This is a genomic window from Streptoverticillium olivoreticuli subsp. olivoreticuli, from assembly GCF_003391135.1.
Taxonomy (GTDB): Bacteria; Actinomycetota; Actinomycetes; order Streptomycetales; family Streptomycetaceae; genus Streptomyces; species Streptomyces blastmyceticus.
Map to the genome: position 1 here is coordinate 7,816,576 of NZ_CP031455.1, position 12,979 is coordinate 7,829,554.

Below are 12,979 nucleotides of genomic sequence, written 5' to 3' on the forward strand. Positions count from 1 at the left end.
CCGCCCGCCCCGCGCACACCCGGAGCGGATCCCGTGATCGAGCTTCCTCGTCGTACCCCTCGCGGCGCCGGATCCTGGGCGACCTGGTTCCCGTCCGGCCGTCCCGGCCCGGGGGCGCTGACCGACCACGTCCGGCGGACCGGCGTCGGACGCCTGTGGGCCGACCGCCCGCAAGGCCCCAGGGCGGTCGCCGTCGGCTGCGCGGGGTACGTCCTGCTGGGCGGCGACCCGGGCGCCGTCGACCCGGGCGGGCTGGCCCCGCTGGCCCACAGCTACGTCGCGGCCCCGGACCGCTTCCTGCCCGTCCTCGCGGCGGCCTTCGACCGCATCGTCCCGTGGGAACGCATGGTGTGGGTGGGCGGCGAGCCCGCCCCCGCCCCGTCGCCGGACCCCGCCGTGACCGTACGCCCGCTGACCCGCGACGACGCCCGGTCCGTAAGGGAGTTGGGCCCGGGCGCGGCGTGGATCGGCGACAGCTGGGGCGGGCCCCTCGGCCTCGCCGCGTCCGGCCACTGCTGGGGCGCCTTCCGCGACGGCCGTCCGCTCTCGCTGGCCTGCACCTACTTCCTCGGCGACCCCTACGAGGACATCGCCGTCGTCACCGTCCCCGGCGAACGCCGCCGGGGCCTCGCCTCCGCCTGCGTCGGCGGGCTGTGCGCGGACATCGCCGCCCGGGGCCGCACCCCGAGCTGGACCTGCTCCCGCGACAACGAGCCCAGCCGCCGCCTCGCGGCCAAGGCGGGCTTCCGGCTCGTGCGCGAGTACGTCCACTACGCGGTGGGGGCGCCGGCTCCGGCGTACGGAAAACTCAGCCCGTCCGGAGTATGAGGACGGGCGGGCCCCGGCTCCCGGATCCGGCGATCAGCCGGCGTGGGACAGCGGGAGCGTGGCGATCGCGTGCTTCACCAGGCTGCCGAGGTGGAGCCGGCCGTCGTGTTCGAGGGCGCAGGTGACCATGTGGTAATCGCGGTCGCGGCGCCGCAGGTCGTGCACCGTACGGCCTCGGGCGTCGAAGCCCTGCACCCAGGCCGTACGGCGCGCGTCGGGCAGCAGGGCGGTCGGCAGGGACCAGACCGCCCTGCGCAGGAACGGGTGGTGACGGTGCAACAGGTCGAGCATGGCGTCGCGCGCCGAGGCCAGCGCCACCCAGACCAGACCGCTCCCACCGGTCGTCAGATTGTCGGGGAAGCCGGGCAGGTCGTCGACGAACACATCGGACGTACCCGCCCGCGGGCCCGTGAGCCACAGGCGCCGCAGCCGGTAGGCCCCCGTCTCCGCGACCACCAGGAACGACTCGTCGGGCGCCAGACAGACGCCGTTGGCGAACTGCAACCCGTCCAGGACGACCTCCGCGGCGCTCCCGGGCACCCACCGCACCACACGGCCCGTGCCGGAGTGCTCCAGCAGGTCGCCCTTCCACAGGTGGAGGGGAAACCTGCGGCTGGCGTCGCTGACGAAGACCGTGCCGTCCCGGGTCACGGCGACATTGCTGCACACCCGCAGCGGTTCACCCCCGGCCTCGGTCAGTACGCTCTCCACCGCACCGCTCGACGGATCGATCCGCAGCAGCCCGCGGTAGGCGTCGCAGACCAGGATCCGCCCGTCCGGCAGCGTGTGCAGCCCCAGCGGCCGCCCGCCCGTACGGGCCACCTCCTCCACGCGCCCTCCGGCGGGGTCCACCCGCAGGATCCGGCCGTCCGCCACACCGGTGAGCAGGTGCCCGGACGCGTCGACGGCGAGGTGCTCCGGCCCCTCCCCGCCGATGGGGAGCAGCCGCGGCGGCGGCATGGTGGTGCGGCGGCCCGCCCGCGGGCGCGGCGGAGGCCGCCAGACCACCGGATCGATGGGCGGCTTGTGTGCCATCGACGACTCACACCCTTCGCTCGGCCCGGAGACGGCGGAGCGTCTCCCGCGCGCACGGCAGGACGCCCCAGGCTCCCACGGCGGCCGCGATCGGGCGACCGCGCCGCGCACGCCCTGCGGGGCCCGGCCCCGGATTCCCACGTGCCGGGCGGGACCGTCGCGCGCGTCCCGGCCGCCGGGGGAGGGCTGGGTTAGGGTATTTGCATGGGTGGGCAAGTCGAGGCGTGGGATGCGGCCGGTGCCGAGCGGGCAGTGGCGATGCTGAAGGCGGTGGCCGATCCGACGCGCTACCGCCTGCTGTGGGCGCTGTCCCGGCAGGAGTTCCCGGTGGGCAGTCTCGCGGAGCTGACCGGGGCCCATGTGGCCGCGGTCTCCCAGCACTTGGCGAAGCTGCGCACGGCCGGCCTGGTGCTCTCGCGCCGGGAGGGCACGCGCATCTACTACCGCGTCGCCGGTCCGCATGTGAAGGCGTTGCTGGAGGAGGCGTCGCTGGTCGCGTCGGCCCCGGCCGCGGGGGCGGCGCCGGAGGCCGCGCGGGAGCGGCCCGCCACCGTCGCGCAGGAGCAGCCGGTCCGGGCGCGGGCGGCCCGCCCGCTGCGGGCCCGCCGCCCGGCGACGGAGCGCTAGTCAGTCCTCGATTCCGGCGGCCGCGGCGTCGAGGCGGTACTCCTGGGGGTCGGCGTCGTACGCGTACAGCTCGGCGTAGCGGCCCCAGTCGGTGGCGGTCTCCAGCTGCTGGTCGACCTGCTCGCTGGTGTAGTGGTGGGCGAGCAGATCGCGGAAGAACCCCGCGCGCAGGGTGCGCCCGGGGTTCTGGCGGAGGCTGGTGGTGATCAGCCTGACGAGCGGCACCTCCAGCGCGGCCTCGGCGAAGATCTGCTTGGACCGCTGGACGTCGGCGTCGGCGAAGGCGGTGCCGCGCCCGGTGAGGACCAGGTCGTCCTCGCTCATCGAGGCGAGGCCCAGCAGGTCGAGGGCGTCGACGAGAGGCAGCACGTCGTCGATCTCCAGGCCGAGGTCGTCGGCGAGGTCGGCGAGGTCGCAGCGGCCGCCGCGGTGGTCGACGATCTCGGCGAGACCGGACAGCCCGTCGACGCTCGCGGTGGGCAGCGGGGTGTTCGCGTGCGTGCGCCGCTCCGGCTCGGCAGCCTCCGCGCGGCCCGGGGTCCGGGTCTCCTTCGTACGGCCGGTCATGGTGCGGTAGACACGGTCGATGAGGTCCTCGAAGGCGGCGGAGTCACGGTCGCGGGGGCGCTCCAGGGCGACCTCGAAGGTCTCGCGGATGGTGCCGGGGCGGGAGCCGAGGACGACGATGCGGTCGGCCATCAGCACCGCCTCCTCGATGTTGTGGGTGACCAGGACGACCGCGCGGGTGGGGAACTGGCCCGATTCCCACAGCTCCATCAGCTCGCCGCGCAGGTTCTCGGCGGTGAGGACGTCGAGGGCGGAGAAGGGTTCGTCCATCATCAGGACGTCGGGTTCGACGACGAGGGCGCGGGCGAAGCCGACACGCTGGCGCATGCCGCCGGAGAGCTCCTTGGGGTACGCGGACTCGAAGCCGTCGAGGCCGATGAGGTCGATGGCCTGGAGGGCGGCCTCGGCGCGCTTGTCGGCGGGGACCCCGCGGGCCTCCAGACCGAGTTCGACGTTCTGCTGGACGGTGAGCCAGGGCAGCAGCGCGAAGGTCTGGAAGACCATGGCGGTGCCGGGGTTGGCGCCGGTGAGGGGCGTGCCGCGGTAGGAGACGGTGCCCGAGCTGGGCGGGATGAGCCCGGCCAGGCAGCGCAGCAGGGTGGACTTGCCCGAGCCCGACTTGCCGAGCAGGGCGACGACCTCGCCGGCCCGGACCGTCAGGTCGATGCCGGTGAGGACGGGCAGTTCGCGGTCGGCGCCCGCGTAGGACTTGGTCAGGCCGTCGGCGGCGAGCAGGACGTCACCGTCCGCCGCGCGCACGACCGGCGCGGCGGTCCGGACACCGCGGAGGTTGCGGAGGGCGCTGAGGACCATGGGGGGCTCCATCGCGTTTTTCGGGAACGGGCGTGGTGGTCAGATGGCGCAGCGGGTCTCCGCGATGCGGTGGAGGCGGCGCCAGAAGAGGCGGTTGAGGCCGACGACGTAGAGGCTCATCACGGCGACCCCCGCGATCAGGTGCGGGAAGTCGCCGTCGGCGGTGGCGTGGGAGATGTACGCGCCGAGGCCGGTGGCGGTGAGGGTGGTGGCGCCGAAGGGGACGATCTCGGAGACGATCGAGGCGTTCCAGGCACCGCCCGAGGCGGTGATCCCGCCGGTGACGTACGAGGGGAAGATCCCGGGCAGGATCAGCCGCTTCCACCGCTGCCATCCGCGCACCCCCAGGTCGTCCATGGCCTCGCGCAGGTCGGTGGGGATGGACATGGCGCCGGCGATGGTGTTGAAGAGGATGTACCACTGGGCGCCGAGCGCCATCAGCAGGACACCGCCGATGTTGATCGACAGCCCGGTCTTGAGGAAGAACCAGACGGCGAGCGGGAAGAGGAAGTTGGCGGGAAAGCTCGCGAGGATCTGGACGAGTGGCTGGGCGATGCGGGTCAGCTTGGGCGAGAACCCGATGCGTACGCCGATGGGCACCCACACCGCGGTGGCCCCCACGACCACCACGACGACCCGGGCGAGGGTGGCCAGGCCCAGGAGCAGCGGCTCGCCGAAGACGCCGAGGCCGGTCCGCGCGCGCAGATAGCCGACGAGGTCGAGCAGGCCCCACAGGATCAGCCCGCCCGCCACCACGGCGAAGGCGATGTCGCCGGTGCGCTGCTGCCGCGGGTCGACGGTCAGCGGCCGGTCGTCGACGCCCAGTACCCGGCCCGCCCGCCCGAGCCCGCGGCCCACGGGCCGCAGCAGGCGGCCGAGCAGCCGGGGCCAGGAGGAGCGGCGCAGGAGGTCGAGGACGTAAGAGCGCTGGATCTCGCCGGCCTCGGACTGCTCGTTCTTGAACTTCTCCACCCAGGCGGTCAGCGGCCGCCAGAAGAGGAAGTTCACGCCGATGACCATGACGGCCATGGTGACGATGGCCCAGCCGACCTTGCCGAGGTCGCCGGCGGCGATCGCGGCGCCCGCGTACGAGCCGACGCCCGGCAGCGCGTAGTTCCTGTTGTTGACGCTGATGGCCTCCGAGGCGACCAGGAAGAACCAGCCGCCGCCGAAGCTCATCATGCCGTTCCAGACCAGGCCGATGGCCCCGGCCGGCAGCTCCACCTTCCAGAAGCGCATCCAGCGGGTGAAGCGGAACGAGCGGGACAGCTCGTCGAGTTCGCGGGGGAGCGAGGTGAGGGAGTGGTAGAAGCCGAAGGTCATGTTCCAGGCCTGCGAGGTGAAGATCGCGAAGATCGACGCGCACTCCAGGCCCAGCAGGGAGCCGGGGAAGAGGGCGATGAAGCCCGTCACCGCGACCGTGAGGAAGCCGAGCACCGGCACCGACTGGAGGATGTCCAGCGCCGGGATGAGGATCCGCTCCAGCCGTCGGCTGCGGGCGGCGGCGGTGGCGTAGCCGAGGGTGAAGACGATCGAGGCCGCGAGCGCGACGAACATGCGCAGCAGGCTGCGCGCCGCGTCGTAGGGGAGCCGCGAGGGATCGGTGTCGATCACCACCGACTGGCCGGTGGAGAAGCGCACCGTGGTGCCCTGCCCCACCCGCAGGGTGATGTAGAAGAGGACGAGCACACCGGCGGCGACCACCAGGTCGACCCAGGTCGTGCGGGTCAGCCGGCCCGCGACCCGGGGCGGCAGCGCGGTCCGCGCGACGGCGGAGCTCCTCCGGAACGACGACATCACCAGAACCTCCCACCACGCCTCGGACACAGATCATCCCGCGCCGCGGCCACGGCGGGCATGCCGACGGCGCGGGCGGGGGCGATTCCACCGAGCGGGCTTGAGGGCCGGGACGCCGGAAGTCTGCCGTTTGTTGCGTTATTACGCAAATAATCGCAGGTCGGGGGCCGGATACGCGCATCCGGGGGCCGGCTGCTCCGAGTACGGGGCGGCCGTGCGCTCGCGGGAGCCGGTCGTCGGCCGGCCGTTCCGTGTGGCGGCGGGGCGCACGGGACCCGCCGCCACCTCCTCACGCCGCCGCGGGCCGGTCGGTGCCCTGCGCCAGACGGCCCGTCGGCTCCGGGCGCGGACCCCACGTGCGGACACCGGTGCCGGTGGGCGGCCGGTTCGCCCCGAGGGCCGCCCTGGCCTCCGTGGCGTAGGTGTCCACGTACTCCTGCTCCGAGAGCTTGAGGATCGCGTACATGATCTCGTCCGTGACGGCCCGCAGCACCGCGCGGTGGTCGTGCATCCCGTCGTAGCGGGAGAAGTCCAGCGGCTCCCCGAAGCGGATCGTGATCGGCACGAGGCGCGGCAGGCGCCGCCCCGTCGGCTGCGCCTCGAAGGTGCCGATCATCGCGCAGGGGATCACGGGCGCGCCCGACTTGAGCGCCATGGCCGCCACGCCGACCCGCCCTTTGTAGAGCCGCCCGTCGTGCGAGCGGGTCCCCTCGGGGTAGATGCCCAGCAACTCGCCCCGCTCCAGGACACCCAGTGCCGTGTCGACCGCGGCCTGCGCCGCCTCCTTGCCCGACCGGTCCACGGGTATCGCCCCGATCCCCCGGAAGAACGCCGCGGTGAGCCGGCCCCTGAGGCCGGCGCCCGTGAAGTACTCCATCTTCGCGAGGAAGGAGATCCGGCGCCTGACCATGACCGGCATCATGAAGTGGTCGGAGAACGACAGGTGGTTCCCCGCGATGATCGCCGCGCCGGTGCCCGGCAGATGCTCCATCCCCTCCACGCGCGGCCGGAACAGCCAGCGCAACAACGGCACCAACACCACGGATTTGAAAGCGAAGTAGAACACGATCAGTGACCCCCTCGGCCGACTGGCCCCCGCGCCGAGGCACGCTAGTCGGCCGCACGGATCATGGGGAGAGGGACTATTGAGCCATTCGTGACGGCACTGCGTGCCATGGCCGGGAGCCGCGGTCCGCCGGGCGCGGTCGTCGCGCGGTGCCCGGCAGGGTGCCGGGCCGCCGCGCGCTCTCCACCCCCGCGCTCTGACGCGCCGTCACCGGCCTGCCTCGCCCGCCCCCAGCCACGTCGCCTCGCGGAGCATCCGCAGGCCGTTGAGGCCGACGATGACGGTCGAGCCCTCGTGTCCCAGGACGCCCAGGGGCAGCGGCAGATGCCCTGCCAGGTCCCAGACCACCAGGCCGGAGATGAACACCGAGGCGATCACCAGGTTCTGCACCACCAGGCCGCGGGCCCGCCGGGACAGGGCCACCACCTGGGGGACGGCGGCGAGTTCGTCGCGGACGACGACGGCGTCCGCCGTCTCCAGCGCGAGGTCGGAACCGGCCCGGCCCATGGCGATGCCGGTGTGGGCGGCGGCCAGCGCGGGCGCGTCGTTGACACCGTCACCGATCATCAGCACCCGCCGCCCGGCGGCCCCCTGCTCCCGCACGGCCGCGACCTTGTCCTCCGGCAGCAGACCGGCGCGTACGTCGCCGATGCCGACCTCGGCGGCGAGGCGGGCGGCGGCGCGGGGGTTGTCGCCGGTCAGCAGCATCGGGGCCGTGCCGGTCAGCGCCGTCAGCGAGGCGACCGTGGCGGCGGCGCCGGGCCGGAGGCGGTCGGCGATGCCGAGCACGCCGACGGCGACGCCGTCGCGGCGGACGAGGACCGCGGTGCGGCCCGCGCCCTCCAGCTCCCCGGCGACGGCCGCGGCGTCGGCGGCCGCCCCGTCACCGGCTCCGCCGGTCAGCCGGGCCGGAGCGCCGACGGCGACCGCGTGCCCGTCGACGGAGGCGGTCACTCCGACGCCGGGGGAGGAGGCGAAGCCCTCCGCGAGCGGGATGAGCAGGCCCCGCTCCCGGGCGGCGCGCACGACGGCGCGGGCCAGCGGGTGCTCGCTCGGGTGCTCGGCCGCCGCGGCCACCGCGAGCAACTCGTCGGCGTCCAGGCCGCTCCCGGCCAGGGGGCGGACGTCGGTCACCCGGGGCGTGCCCTCGGTCAGCGTGCCGGTCTTGTCCAGCGCGACCGCGTCCACCCGGCCGAGGCGCTCCATGACCACCGCGGACTTCACGAGCACGCCGTGGCGCCCGGCGTTGGCGATCGCGGACAGCAGCGGCGGCATGGTGGCCAGCACCACCGCGCACGGGGAGGCAACGATCATGAAGGTCATCGCCCGCAGCAGCGAGCCGGTCAGGCCCGAGCCGAAGGCGAGCGGCACGGCGAAGACGGCGAGCGTGGCCAGGACGATGCCGATGGAGTACCGCTGCTCGACCTTCTCGATGAACAGCTGCGTCGGCGCCTTGGTCTCCGAGGCCTCCTCGACCATGGCCACGATCCGTGCGACGACCGAGTCCGAGGCGTCCCGCTCGACCTTCACGCGCAGCGCGCCGGTGCCGTTCACGGTCCCGGCGAAGACCTCGTCCCCCGCCTCCTTGGCGACCGGCAGCGGCTCGCCGGTGATGGTCGCCTGGTCGACCTCGCTGCCGCCGTCCAGGACGCGCCCGTCGGCGCCGACCCGTTCGCCCGGCCGGATCAGGATGGTGTCGCCGACCACGAGGTCCCCGGAGGCGACCGTCCGCTCCTCGCCGTCGTCCAGCAGGAGGGTGGCGGTGTCCGGGGCGAGGTCGAGCAGGCCGCGGACCGAGTCGGCGGTACGGGCGGTCGCCAGCGCCTCGAGCGCTCCGGACGTGGCGAAGATGACGATCAGCAGCGCGCCGTCCATCACCTGCCCGATCGCGACCGCGCCGAGCGCGGCGACGATCATCAGCAGGTCGACGTCGAGGGTCCGCTCCCGCAGGGCCACCAGCCCGGCCCAGCCCGGCTCCCAGCCCCCGGCCACATACGCGACGGCGTACAGCGGACCCCAGGCCCAGGCCGGCGCCCCGGTGAGGTGCAGCGGCAGCGCGGTCAGGAACGCGAGCGTGGCCGCGGCCGCCCAGCGGGCCTCCGCCAGCGCGAACACCCGGGTACGGCGCCGCGGCGCCGGCGTCGTGGAGGTCGGTACCGCGCGTTCGGGGCGCCGGAGCAGGGTGGAAGGCATGGCGGGGACAACCCTTCGCGGACGGAGGAGCGGCAACACGACCACCGTACAGGAACGAATGAACAGGTCTTCATTCATCGTCGGTAGGATGGCCATATGGGTCATGGAGCCGACAAGAACGAAAAGAACGCCACCACCCGCGAACGCCTGGACACCGTCGGGACCGCGGACGTCGCCGCCACGCTCCAGGCCCTGGCCACCCCTTCGCGGCTGCTGATCCTCGCCCGCCTCCAGGAGGGCCCCTGCGCCGCGGGCGACCTCGCCCAGGCGGTGGGCATGGAGCAGTCCGCCTGCTCCCACCAGCTCCGCCTGCTGCGCAACCTCGGCCTGGTGACCGCCGAACGCCGGGGCCGCTCGATCATCTACGCCCTCTACGACCACCACGTCGCCGAACTCCTCGACCAGGCGCTCTATCACGTGGAGCACTTGCGGCTCGGCCTGCGCGACGCCCCGGTGGAGGCGGCTTTGTGATCCCGGCCGCGCGTGGGGGGCGGGGAAGCCGGTGGCCGGACGGGACGTGGAGCACTTCCTGAACCACGTCCCCGGATGACCGGAGCAGGGCGGGCGGGGCACGAACTCCGCAGGTTCCGGTGAACAGTCGAGGGGCGAAGGGTACGGGGCCGGGCGCGCTGGGCAGGTTGACCGGGGGCGCCGCGCGGCCGCGGCGCTCCCGCCGGCTCCCGCGGCTTCGACAGGACGGCCCCGCGATGAACGGTCCACGAGTCCTCGCCCGCACTGCGGGCGCCACGTCCCCGCACGGCTACGAGGTCACGCTCGCCACGGACGAGGGCGTGCACGCCGCGCAGCGGCTCCGGCACACCGTCCTCACCGGCGAGTTCGGCGACGGCGCCGTGTCCGCGGTGGACGGCCGCGACGTGGACGCCTTCGACGAGCTCTGCGACCACCTCGTCGTCCACGCGGTCGCCACCGGGGAGCTGGTCGGCACCTACCGGCTGCTGCCCCCGGGAGCCGCACGCGCCGCTCAAGGGCTCTACGCGGACGGGGAGTTCGACCTCGGAGCGCTCGCGCCCCTGCGCGGCGACCTGGTGGAGGCCGGGCGCGCGTGCGTCCACCCCGGGCACCGCAACGGCACGGTGATGCTCGCCCTGTGGGCCGGCATCCTCGGCTACCTGACCGAGCGTCAGCTGCGCTGGCTGTGCGGCTGCGCCTCCGTGCCCCTCGACGACGGCGGGGGCCGGGCGGCCGCCGCCTGGCGGACGGCCCGCGACCGGCACTACGCACCCCCGTCGCAGCGGGTGCACCCCCACGTCCCCTGGCGGGCCGCCGCCGCGCCCGAGGACGCGGACGGCGAGCTCCCCCCGCTCCTGCGCGGCTACCTGCGCCTGGGCGCCCGGGTGTGCGGACCACCGGCCTTCGACGCGGACTTCAACGCCGCCGACCTCTTCGTCCTGCTGTCCCTGGACCGGGTGCACCCCGACTACCTCCGCCTGCTGCGAAGGATGAGCGGATGACGCCACCGCACTCCACGGCCGCCGCGCCCTGGCGGCCGGTCTCCCCCTGCGGGCGCGACTGCCTGCCGCCCGGCACGCCCACCGTCGGACGCGTCCGGCGGACGCTGCGGACCGGCGCGTTCCTGCTGCTGCTCGCCCACGTGCCGCTGCTCGCCCTGACGAGACTCGCCGGGCACCGGGTGTCGGACGCGGCCTACCGCCGGTTCATGCGGGGCGTCCTGCGGTCGATGGGGGTTCGCTGGACGGTCGGCGGGGCGCACGACCGCACCGCCGCCGTGGCCCCGCTGGTCGTCGGCGACCACACGTCGTGGCTCGACGCCTGCGTGCTCCCCGCCGCGCTGCCCGTACGCCTCGTGAGCCGGGCCGACCTGCGCCGCTGGCCGGTCGTCGGGTGGGTCTCGGCCATCGGCCGCAGCCTCTACGTCGACCGGGACCGGCTGTCCACGCTGCCGGACAGCGTCGCCCGCATCACCACGGCGCTGCGCGACGGCGACGCGGTCGCCGTCTTCGCCGAGGGCACGACCTGGTGCGGCGCCGCCGGGGGCCGCTACCGCCCGGCGGCCTTCCAGGCCGCCCTCGACGCCGGAGCGGCCGTACACCCGGTGGCCCTGCGCTACCACGTCGCGGGCAGACCGACGACGGCCGCCTCCTACGTGGGACCCATGTCCGCCGCGGAGTCCCTGCGCAACACCGCCGCGATCCGCGGACTGACCGTCGACGTGATCCTCCTGCCCCCCATTCCCCCCGGCGCCGCATCCGACCGCCGCGGGCTCGCCGCGCTCGCCGAGCGCGCGGTCGACGCCCACAGCCCGGCGGGGCACCGCTGCTCCGCACGGCACTGCCGCGTACCGCACGCGGCCTGCACCCGGTGCGCGCTCCCCGCGCCTCGCGCACCGGACCGGCACGGCGCACCGCACCCCTTGTGAGAACCGACCGCGAAAGGACAGCGATGGGCAGTGCGTACGAAACCCTGACCGAGGCCCTCGTCACCCGGATAGGCATCGACCCCGAACGACTCGCCCCGGACCGTACGTTCGCGGATCTGGCCCTGGACTCCATGGCCCTGGTCGAACTGGCCGTGGCCCTCGACGAGCACACCGAGGCCGTGCTGCCGCTCGAGGGCCTGAACACCCTGACCCTCGCCGAGGCGGCGGCCCTGCTGGACGCGCCCGGTGGGACCGGCCGGTGAGCGAGGACGAGGTGGCCGTCACCGGCCTCGGGCTCGTCACCGCCGCCGGCGTCGGGACGGCCGCCACCTGGAACGGGCTGTTGTCCGGCCGGAGCCGCGCCGCGCCCGACCCGGGGCTGGCCGGGCTGCCGGTCGGCTTCTCCTGCCGGAGCGACTTCGACGCGTGCGCCGCGCTGGGGCGCCGGGCGGCGGCCCGGCTCGACCGGTTCAGCGCGATGGCCGTGGCCGCCGCGCGGGAGGCGGTCGCCGACGCGGGCCTGGACACCACCGCCTGGGATCCGCTGCGGGTGGCGGTGGTGATCGGGGCGAGCACCGCGTGCATGGAGCACTACGACCGGGAGTTCGCGTGGATCGCGGCGGGGCGTCCCGAGCGGGTCTCGCCCATGGCGATCATGCGGAGCATCCCCAACATGGCCGCGGGCGAGGTCGGCCTCGACCTGGGTGCCCGCGGCCCCAACCTGGCCGTCTCCACCGCCTGCGCCTCCGGTGCCACCGCCGTCGGCGTGGCCCGCGACCTGGTGCGCGCGGGCAGTTGTGACATCGCCGTCGCCGGAGGCAGCGAATCGCTGCGGGCCCGAAGCACCGCCGTCGGCTTCCACCAGATGCGCGCCCTGTCCGTACGCGGCCACGACCCCGAGGGCGCGTCCCGGCCGTTCGACACCGACCGGGACGGATTCGTACTCGGCGAGGGCGCCGGGCTGCTCGTCCTCGAACGCCCCGCCCACGCCCGGGCCCGGGGCGCGAGGCCCCGCGCCCTGCTGCGGGGGTACGGCGCCTCCTGCGACGCCCACCACACCGTCGCCCCGCACCCGGACGGGCGCGGCGCGGCGGACGCGCTGCGCGTGGCCCTGACCGACGCGGGGATGGCGCCCGGCGACGTCGACCACGTCAACGCCCACGGCACCGCCACCAGGATCAACGACCTCACCGAATTCCGGGCCCTCGCCCGGGTGTTCCACGACCCGCCGCCCGTCACGGCCCCCAAGGGCGTACTCGGCCACTCCGCGGGCGGCGCGGGCGGCATCGAGGCGGCGTGCTGCGTACTCACCCTCCAGCACCAGCTCATCCCGCCCACCGCGAACCTCGACAACCCGGACCCGGCCATCCCCCTGGACGTCGTGCGCAAGGCGCCCCGCCACGCCCGCCTGACGACGGCGGTGAGCAACTCCTTCGGCTTCGGGGGCCAGAACGCGGTGCTCGTCTTCAGCACTTCCTGAACCGGGCGCGGGAACGGGCAAGGCCCCCACCGGAGTGGGGGCCTTGAGCGGTGCGCCACCAGGGACTCGAACCCCGGACCTGCTGATTAAGAGTCAGCCGCTCTGACCAACTGAGCTAGCGGCGCGGAAGAAATATTACATGACGTTCCGGGTGGTCCGCCCCGGGCCCGTCGGC

At 74.6% G+C, this 12,979-nt stretch carries 12 protein-coding genes and 1 tRNA gene; 7 read left to right on the forward strand and 6 right to left on the reverse strand.

The window, feature by feature from the left end; genetic code table 11:
- Positions 1–33 precede the first annotated feature (33 nt).
- Positions 34–828 carry a GNAT family N-acetyltransferase gene (locus DXZ73_RS33890; RefSeq protein WP_338059150.1) on the forward strand — a complete coding sequence of 265 codons (795 nt, stop codon included), beginning with the start codon at positions 34–36 and terminating at the stop codon, positions 826–828.
- Between the two features lie 33 nt (positions 829–861).
- Here DXZ73_RS33890 and DXZ73_RS33895 read toward each other — a convergent pair whose 3' ends face one another.
- The gene (locus DXZ73_RS33895; RefSeq protein WP_425315886.1) at positions 862–1,863 is read right to left on the reverse strand and encodes an SMP-30/gluconolactonase/LRE family protein; all 1,002 of its coding nucleotides are present in this window, start codon (positions 1,861–1,863) and stop codon (positions 862–864) included.
- A 204-nt stretch (positions 1,864–2,067) separates the two neighbouring features.
- Here DXZ73_RS33895 and DXZ73_RS33900 point away from each other — a divergent pair, with 204 nt between their 5' ends.
- Positions 2,068–2,490, forward strand: coding sequence for an ArsR/SmtB family transcription factor (locus DXZ73_RS33900; protein ID WP_116214767.1), 423 nt, complete (start codon positions 2,068–2,070; stop codon positions 2,488–2,490).
- On the opposite strand, the gene DXZ73_RS33905 is transcribed toward DXZ73_RS33900, so the two are convergent.
- The 4 genes from DXZ73_RS33905 to DXZ73_RS33920 form a co-directional block, all read right to left on the reverse strand.
- The gene (locus DXZ73_RS33905; RefSeq protein WP_116214768.1) at positions 2,491–3,870 is read right to left on the reverse strand and encodes a nitrate/sulfonate/bicarbonate ABC transporter ATP-binding protein; all 1,380 of its coding nucleotides are present in this window, start codon (positions 3,868–3,870) and stop codon (positions 2,491–2,493) included.
- A 39-nt stretch (positions 3,871–3,909) separates the two neighbouring features.
- A complete protein-coding gene (locus DXZ73_RS33910; RefSeq protein WP_116216055.1) occupies positions 3,910–5,667 on the reverse strand; it encodes an ABC transporter permease in 1,758 nt (585 codons plus the stop codon).
- 289 nt (positions 5,668–5,956) lie between these two features.
- Positions 5,957–6,733 (reverse strand): lysophospholipid acyltransferase family protein, encoded by a 777-nt coding sequence (locus tag DXZ73_RS33915; protein WP_116214769.1) that lies wholly within the window; start codon positions 6,731–6,733, stop codon positions 5,957–5,959.
- 207 nt (positions 6,734–6,940) lie between these two features.
- On the reverse strand, positions 6,941–8,926 hold the full coding sequence (locus DXZ73_RS33920) for a heavy metal translocating P-type ATPase (protein ID WP_116214770.1): 1,986 nt from the start codon (positions 8,924–8,926) through the stop codon (positions 6,941–6,943).
- A 96-nt stretch (positions 8,927–9,022) separates the two neighbouring features.
- On the opposite strand from DXZ73_RS33920, the gene DXZ73_RS33925 reads away from it, so the two are divergent.
- The 5 genes from DXZ73_RS33925 (at position 9,023) to DXZ73_RS33945 (ending at position 12,804) form a co-directional block, all read left to right on the forward strand.
- Positions 9,023–9,397 carry an ArsR/SmtB family transcription factor gene (locus DXZ73_RS33925; protein ID WP_116214771.1) on the forward strand — a complete coding sequence of 125 codons (375 nt, stop codon included), beginning with the start codon at positions 9,023–9,025 and terminating at the stop codon, positions 9,395–9,397.
- A gap of 236 nt (positions 9,398–9,633) precedes the next feature.
- On the forward strand, positions 9,634–10,398 hold the full coding sequence (locus DXZ73_RS33930) for a GNAT family N-acetyltransferase (RefSeq protein ID WP_116214772.1): 765 nt from the start codon (positions 9,634–9,636) through the stop codon (positions 10,396–10,398).
- A complete protein-coding gene (locus DXZ73_RS33935; protein WP_116214773.1) occupies positions 10,395–11,324 on the forward strand; it encodes a lysophospholipid acyltransferase family protein in 930 nt (309 codons plus the stop codon). The genes DXZ73_RS33930 and DXZ73_RS33935 overlap by 4 nt, the downstream gene beginning before the upstream one ends.
- Before the next feature lie 23 nt (positions 11,325–11,347).
- Entirely contained in the window at positions 11,348–11,587 is a 240-nt protein-coding gene (locus DXZ73_RS33940; RefSeq protein WP_116214774.1) for an acyl carrier protein, read from the forward strand.
- On the forward strand, positions 11,584–12,804 hold the full coding sequence (locus DXZ73_RS33945) for a beta-ketoacyl-[acyl-carrier-protein] synthase family protein (protein ID WP_116214775.1): 1,221 nt from the start codon (positions 11,584–11,586) through the stop codon (positions 12,802–12,804). The genes DXZ73_RS33940 and DXZ73_RS33945 overlap by 4 nt, the downstream gene beginning before the upstream one ends.
- Before the next feature lie 51 nt (positions 12,805–12,855).
- Here the strand turns inward: DXZ73_RS33945 and DXZ73_RS33950 are convergent.
- A tRNA-Lys gene (locus tag DXZ73_RS33950) sits at positions 12,856–12,929 on the reverse strand.
- Positions 12,930–12,979 lie beyond the last annotated feature (50 nt).

Coding starts and splice junctions, on each gene's coding strand:
- DXZ73_RS33910 (WP_116216055.1), bottom strand. CDS start 5,667: ATGTCGTCGTTCCGGAGGAGCTCCGCCGTCGCGCGGACCGCGCTGCCG.
- DXZ73_RS33935 (WP_116214773.1), top strand. CDS start 10,395: ATGACGCCACCGCACTCCACGGCCGCCGCGCCCTGGCGGCCGGTCTCC.
- DXZ73_RS33900 (WP_116214767.1), top strand. CDS start 2,068: ATGGGTGGGCAAGTCGAGGCGTGGGATGCGGCCGGTGCCGAGCGGGCA.
- DXZ73_RS33925 (WP_116214771.1), top strand. CDS start 9,023: ATGGGTCATGGAGCCGACAAGAACGAAAAGAACGCCACCACCCGCGAA.
- DXZ73_RS33930 (WP_116214772.1), top strand. CDS start 9,634: ATGAACGGTCCACGAGTCCTCGCCCGCACTGCGGGCGCCACGTCCCCG.
- DXZ73_RS33940 (WP_116214774.1), top strand. CDS start 11,348: ATGGGCAGTGCGTACGAAACCCTGACCGAGGCCCTCGTCACCCGGATA.
- DXZ73_RS33920 (WP_116214770.1), bottom strand. CDS start 8,926: ATGCCTTCCACCCTGCTCCGGCGCCCCGAACGCGCGGTACCGACCTCC.
- DXZ73_RS33895 (WP_425315886.1), bottom strand. CDS start 1,863: ATGGCACACAAGCCGCCCATCGATCCGGTGGTCTGGCGGCCTCCGCCG.
- DXZ73_RS33905 (WP_116214768.1), bottom strand. CDS start 3,870: ATGGTCCTCAGCGCCCTCCGCAACCTCCGCGGTGTCCGGACCGCCGCG.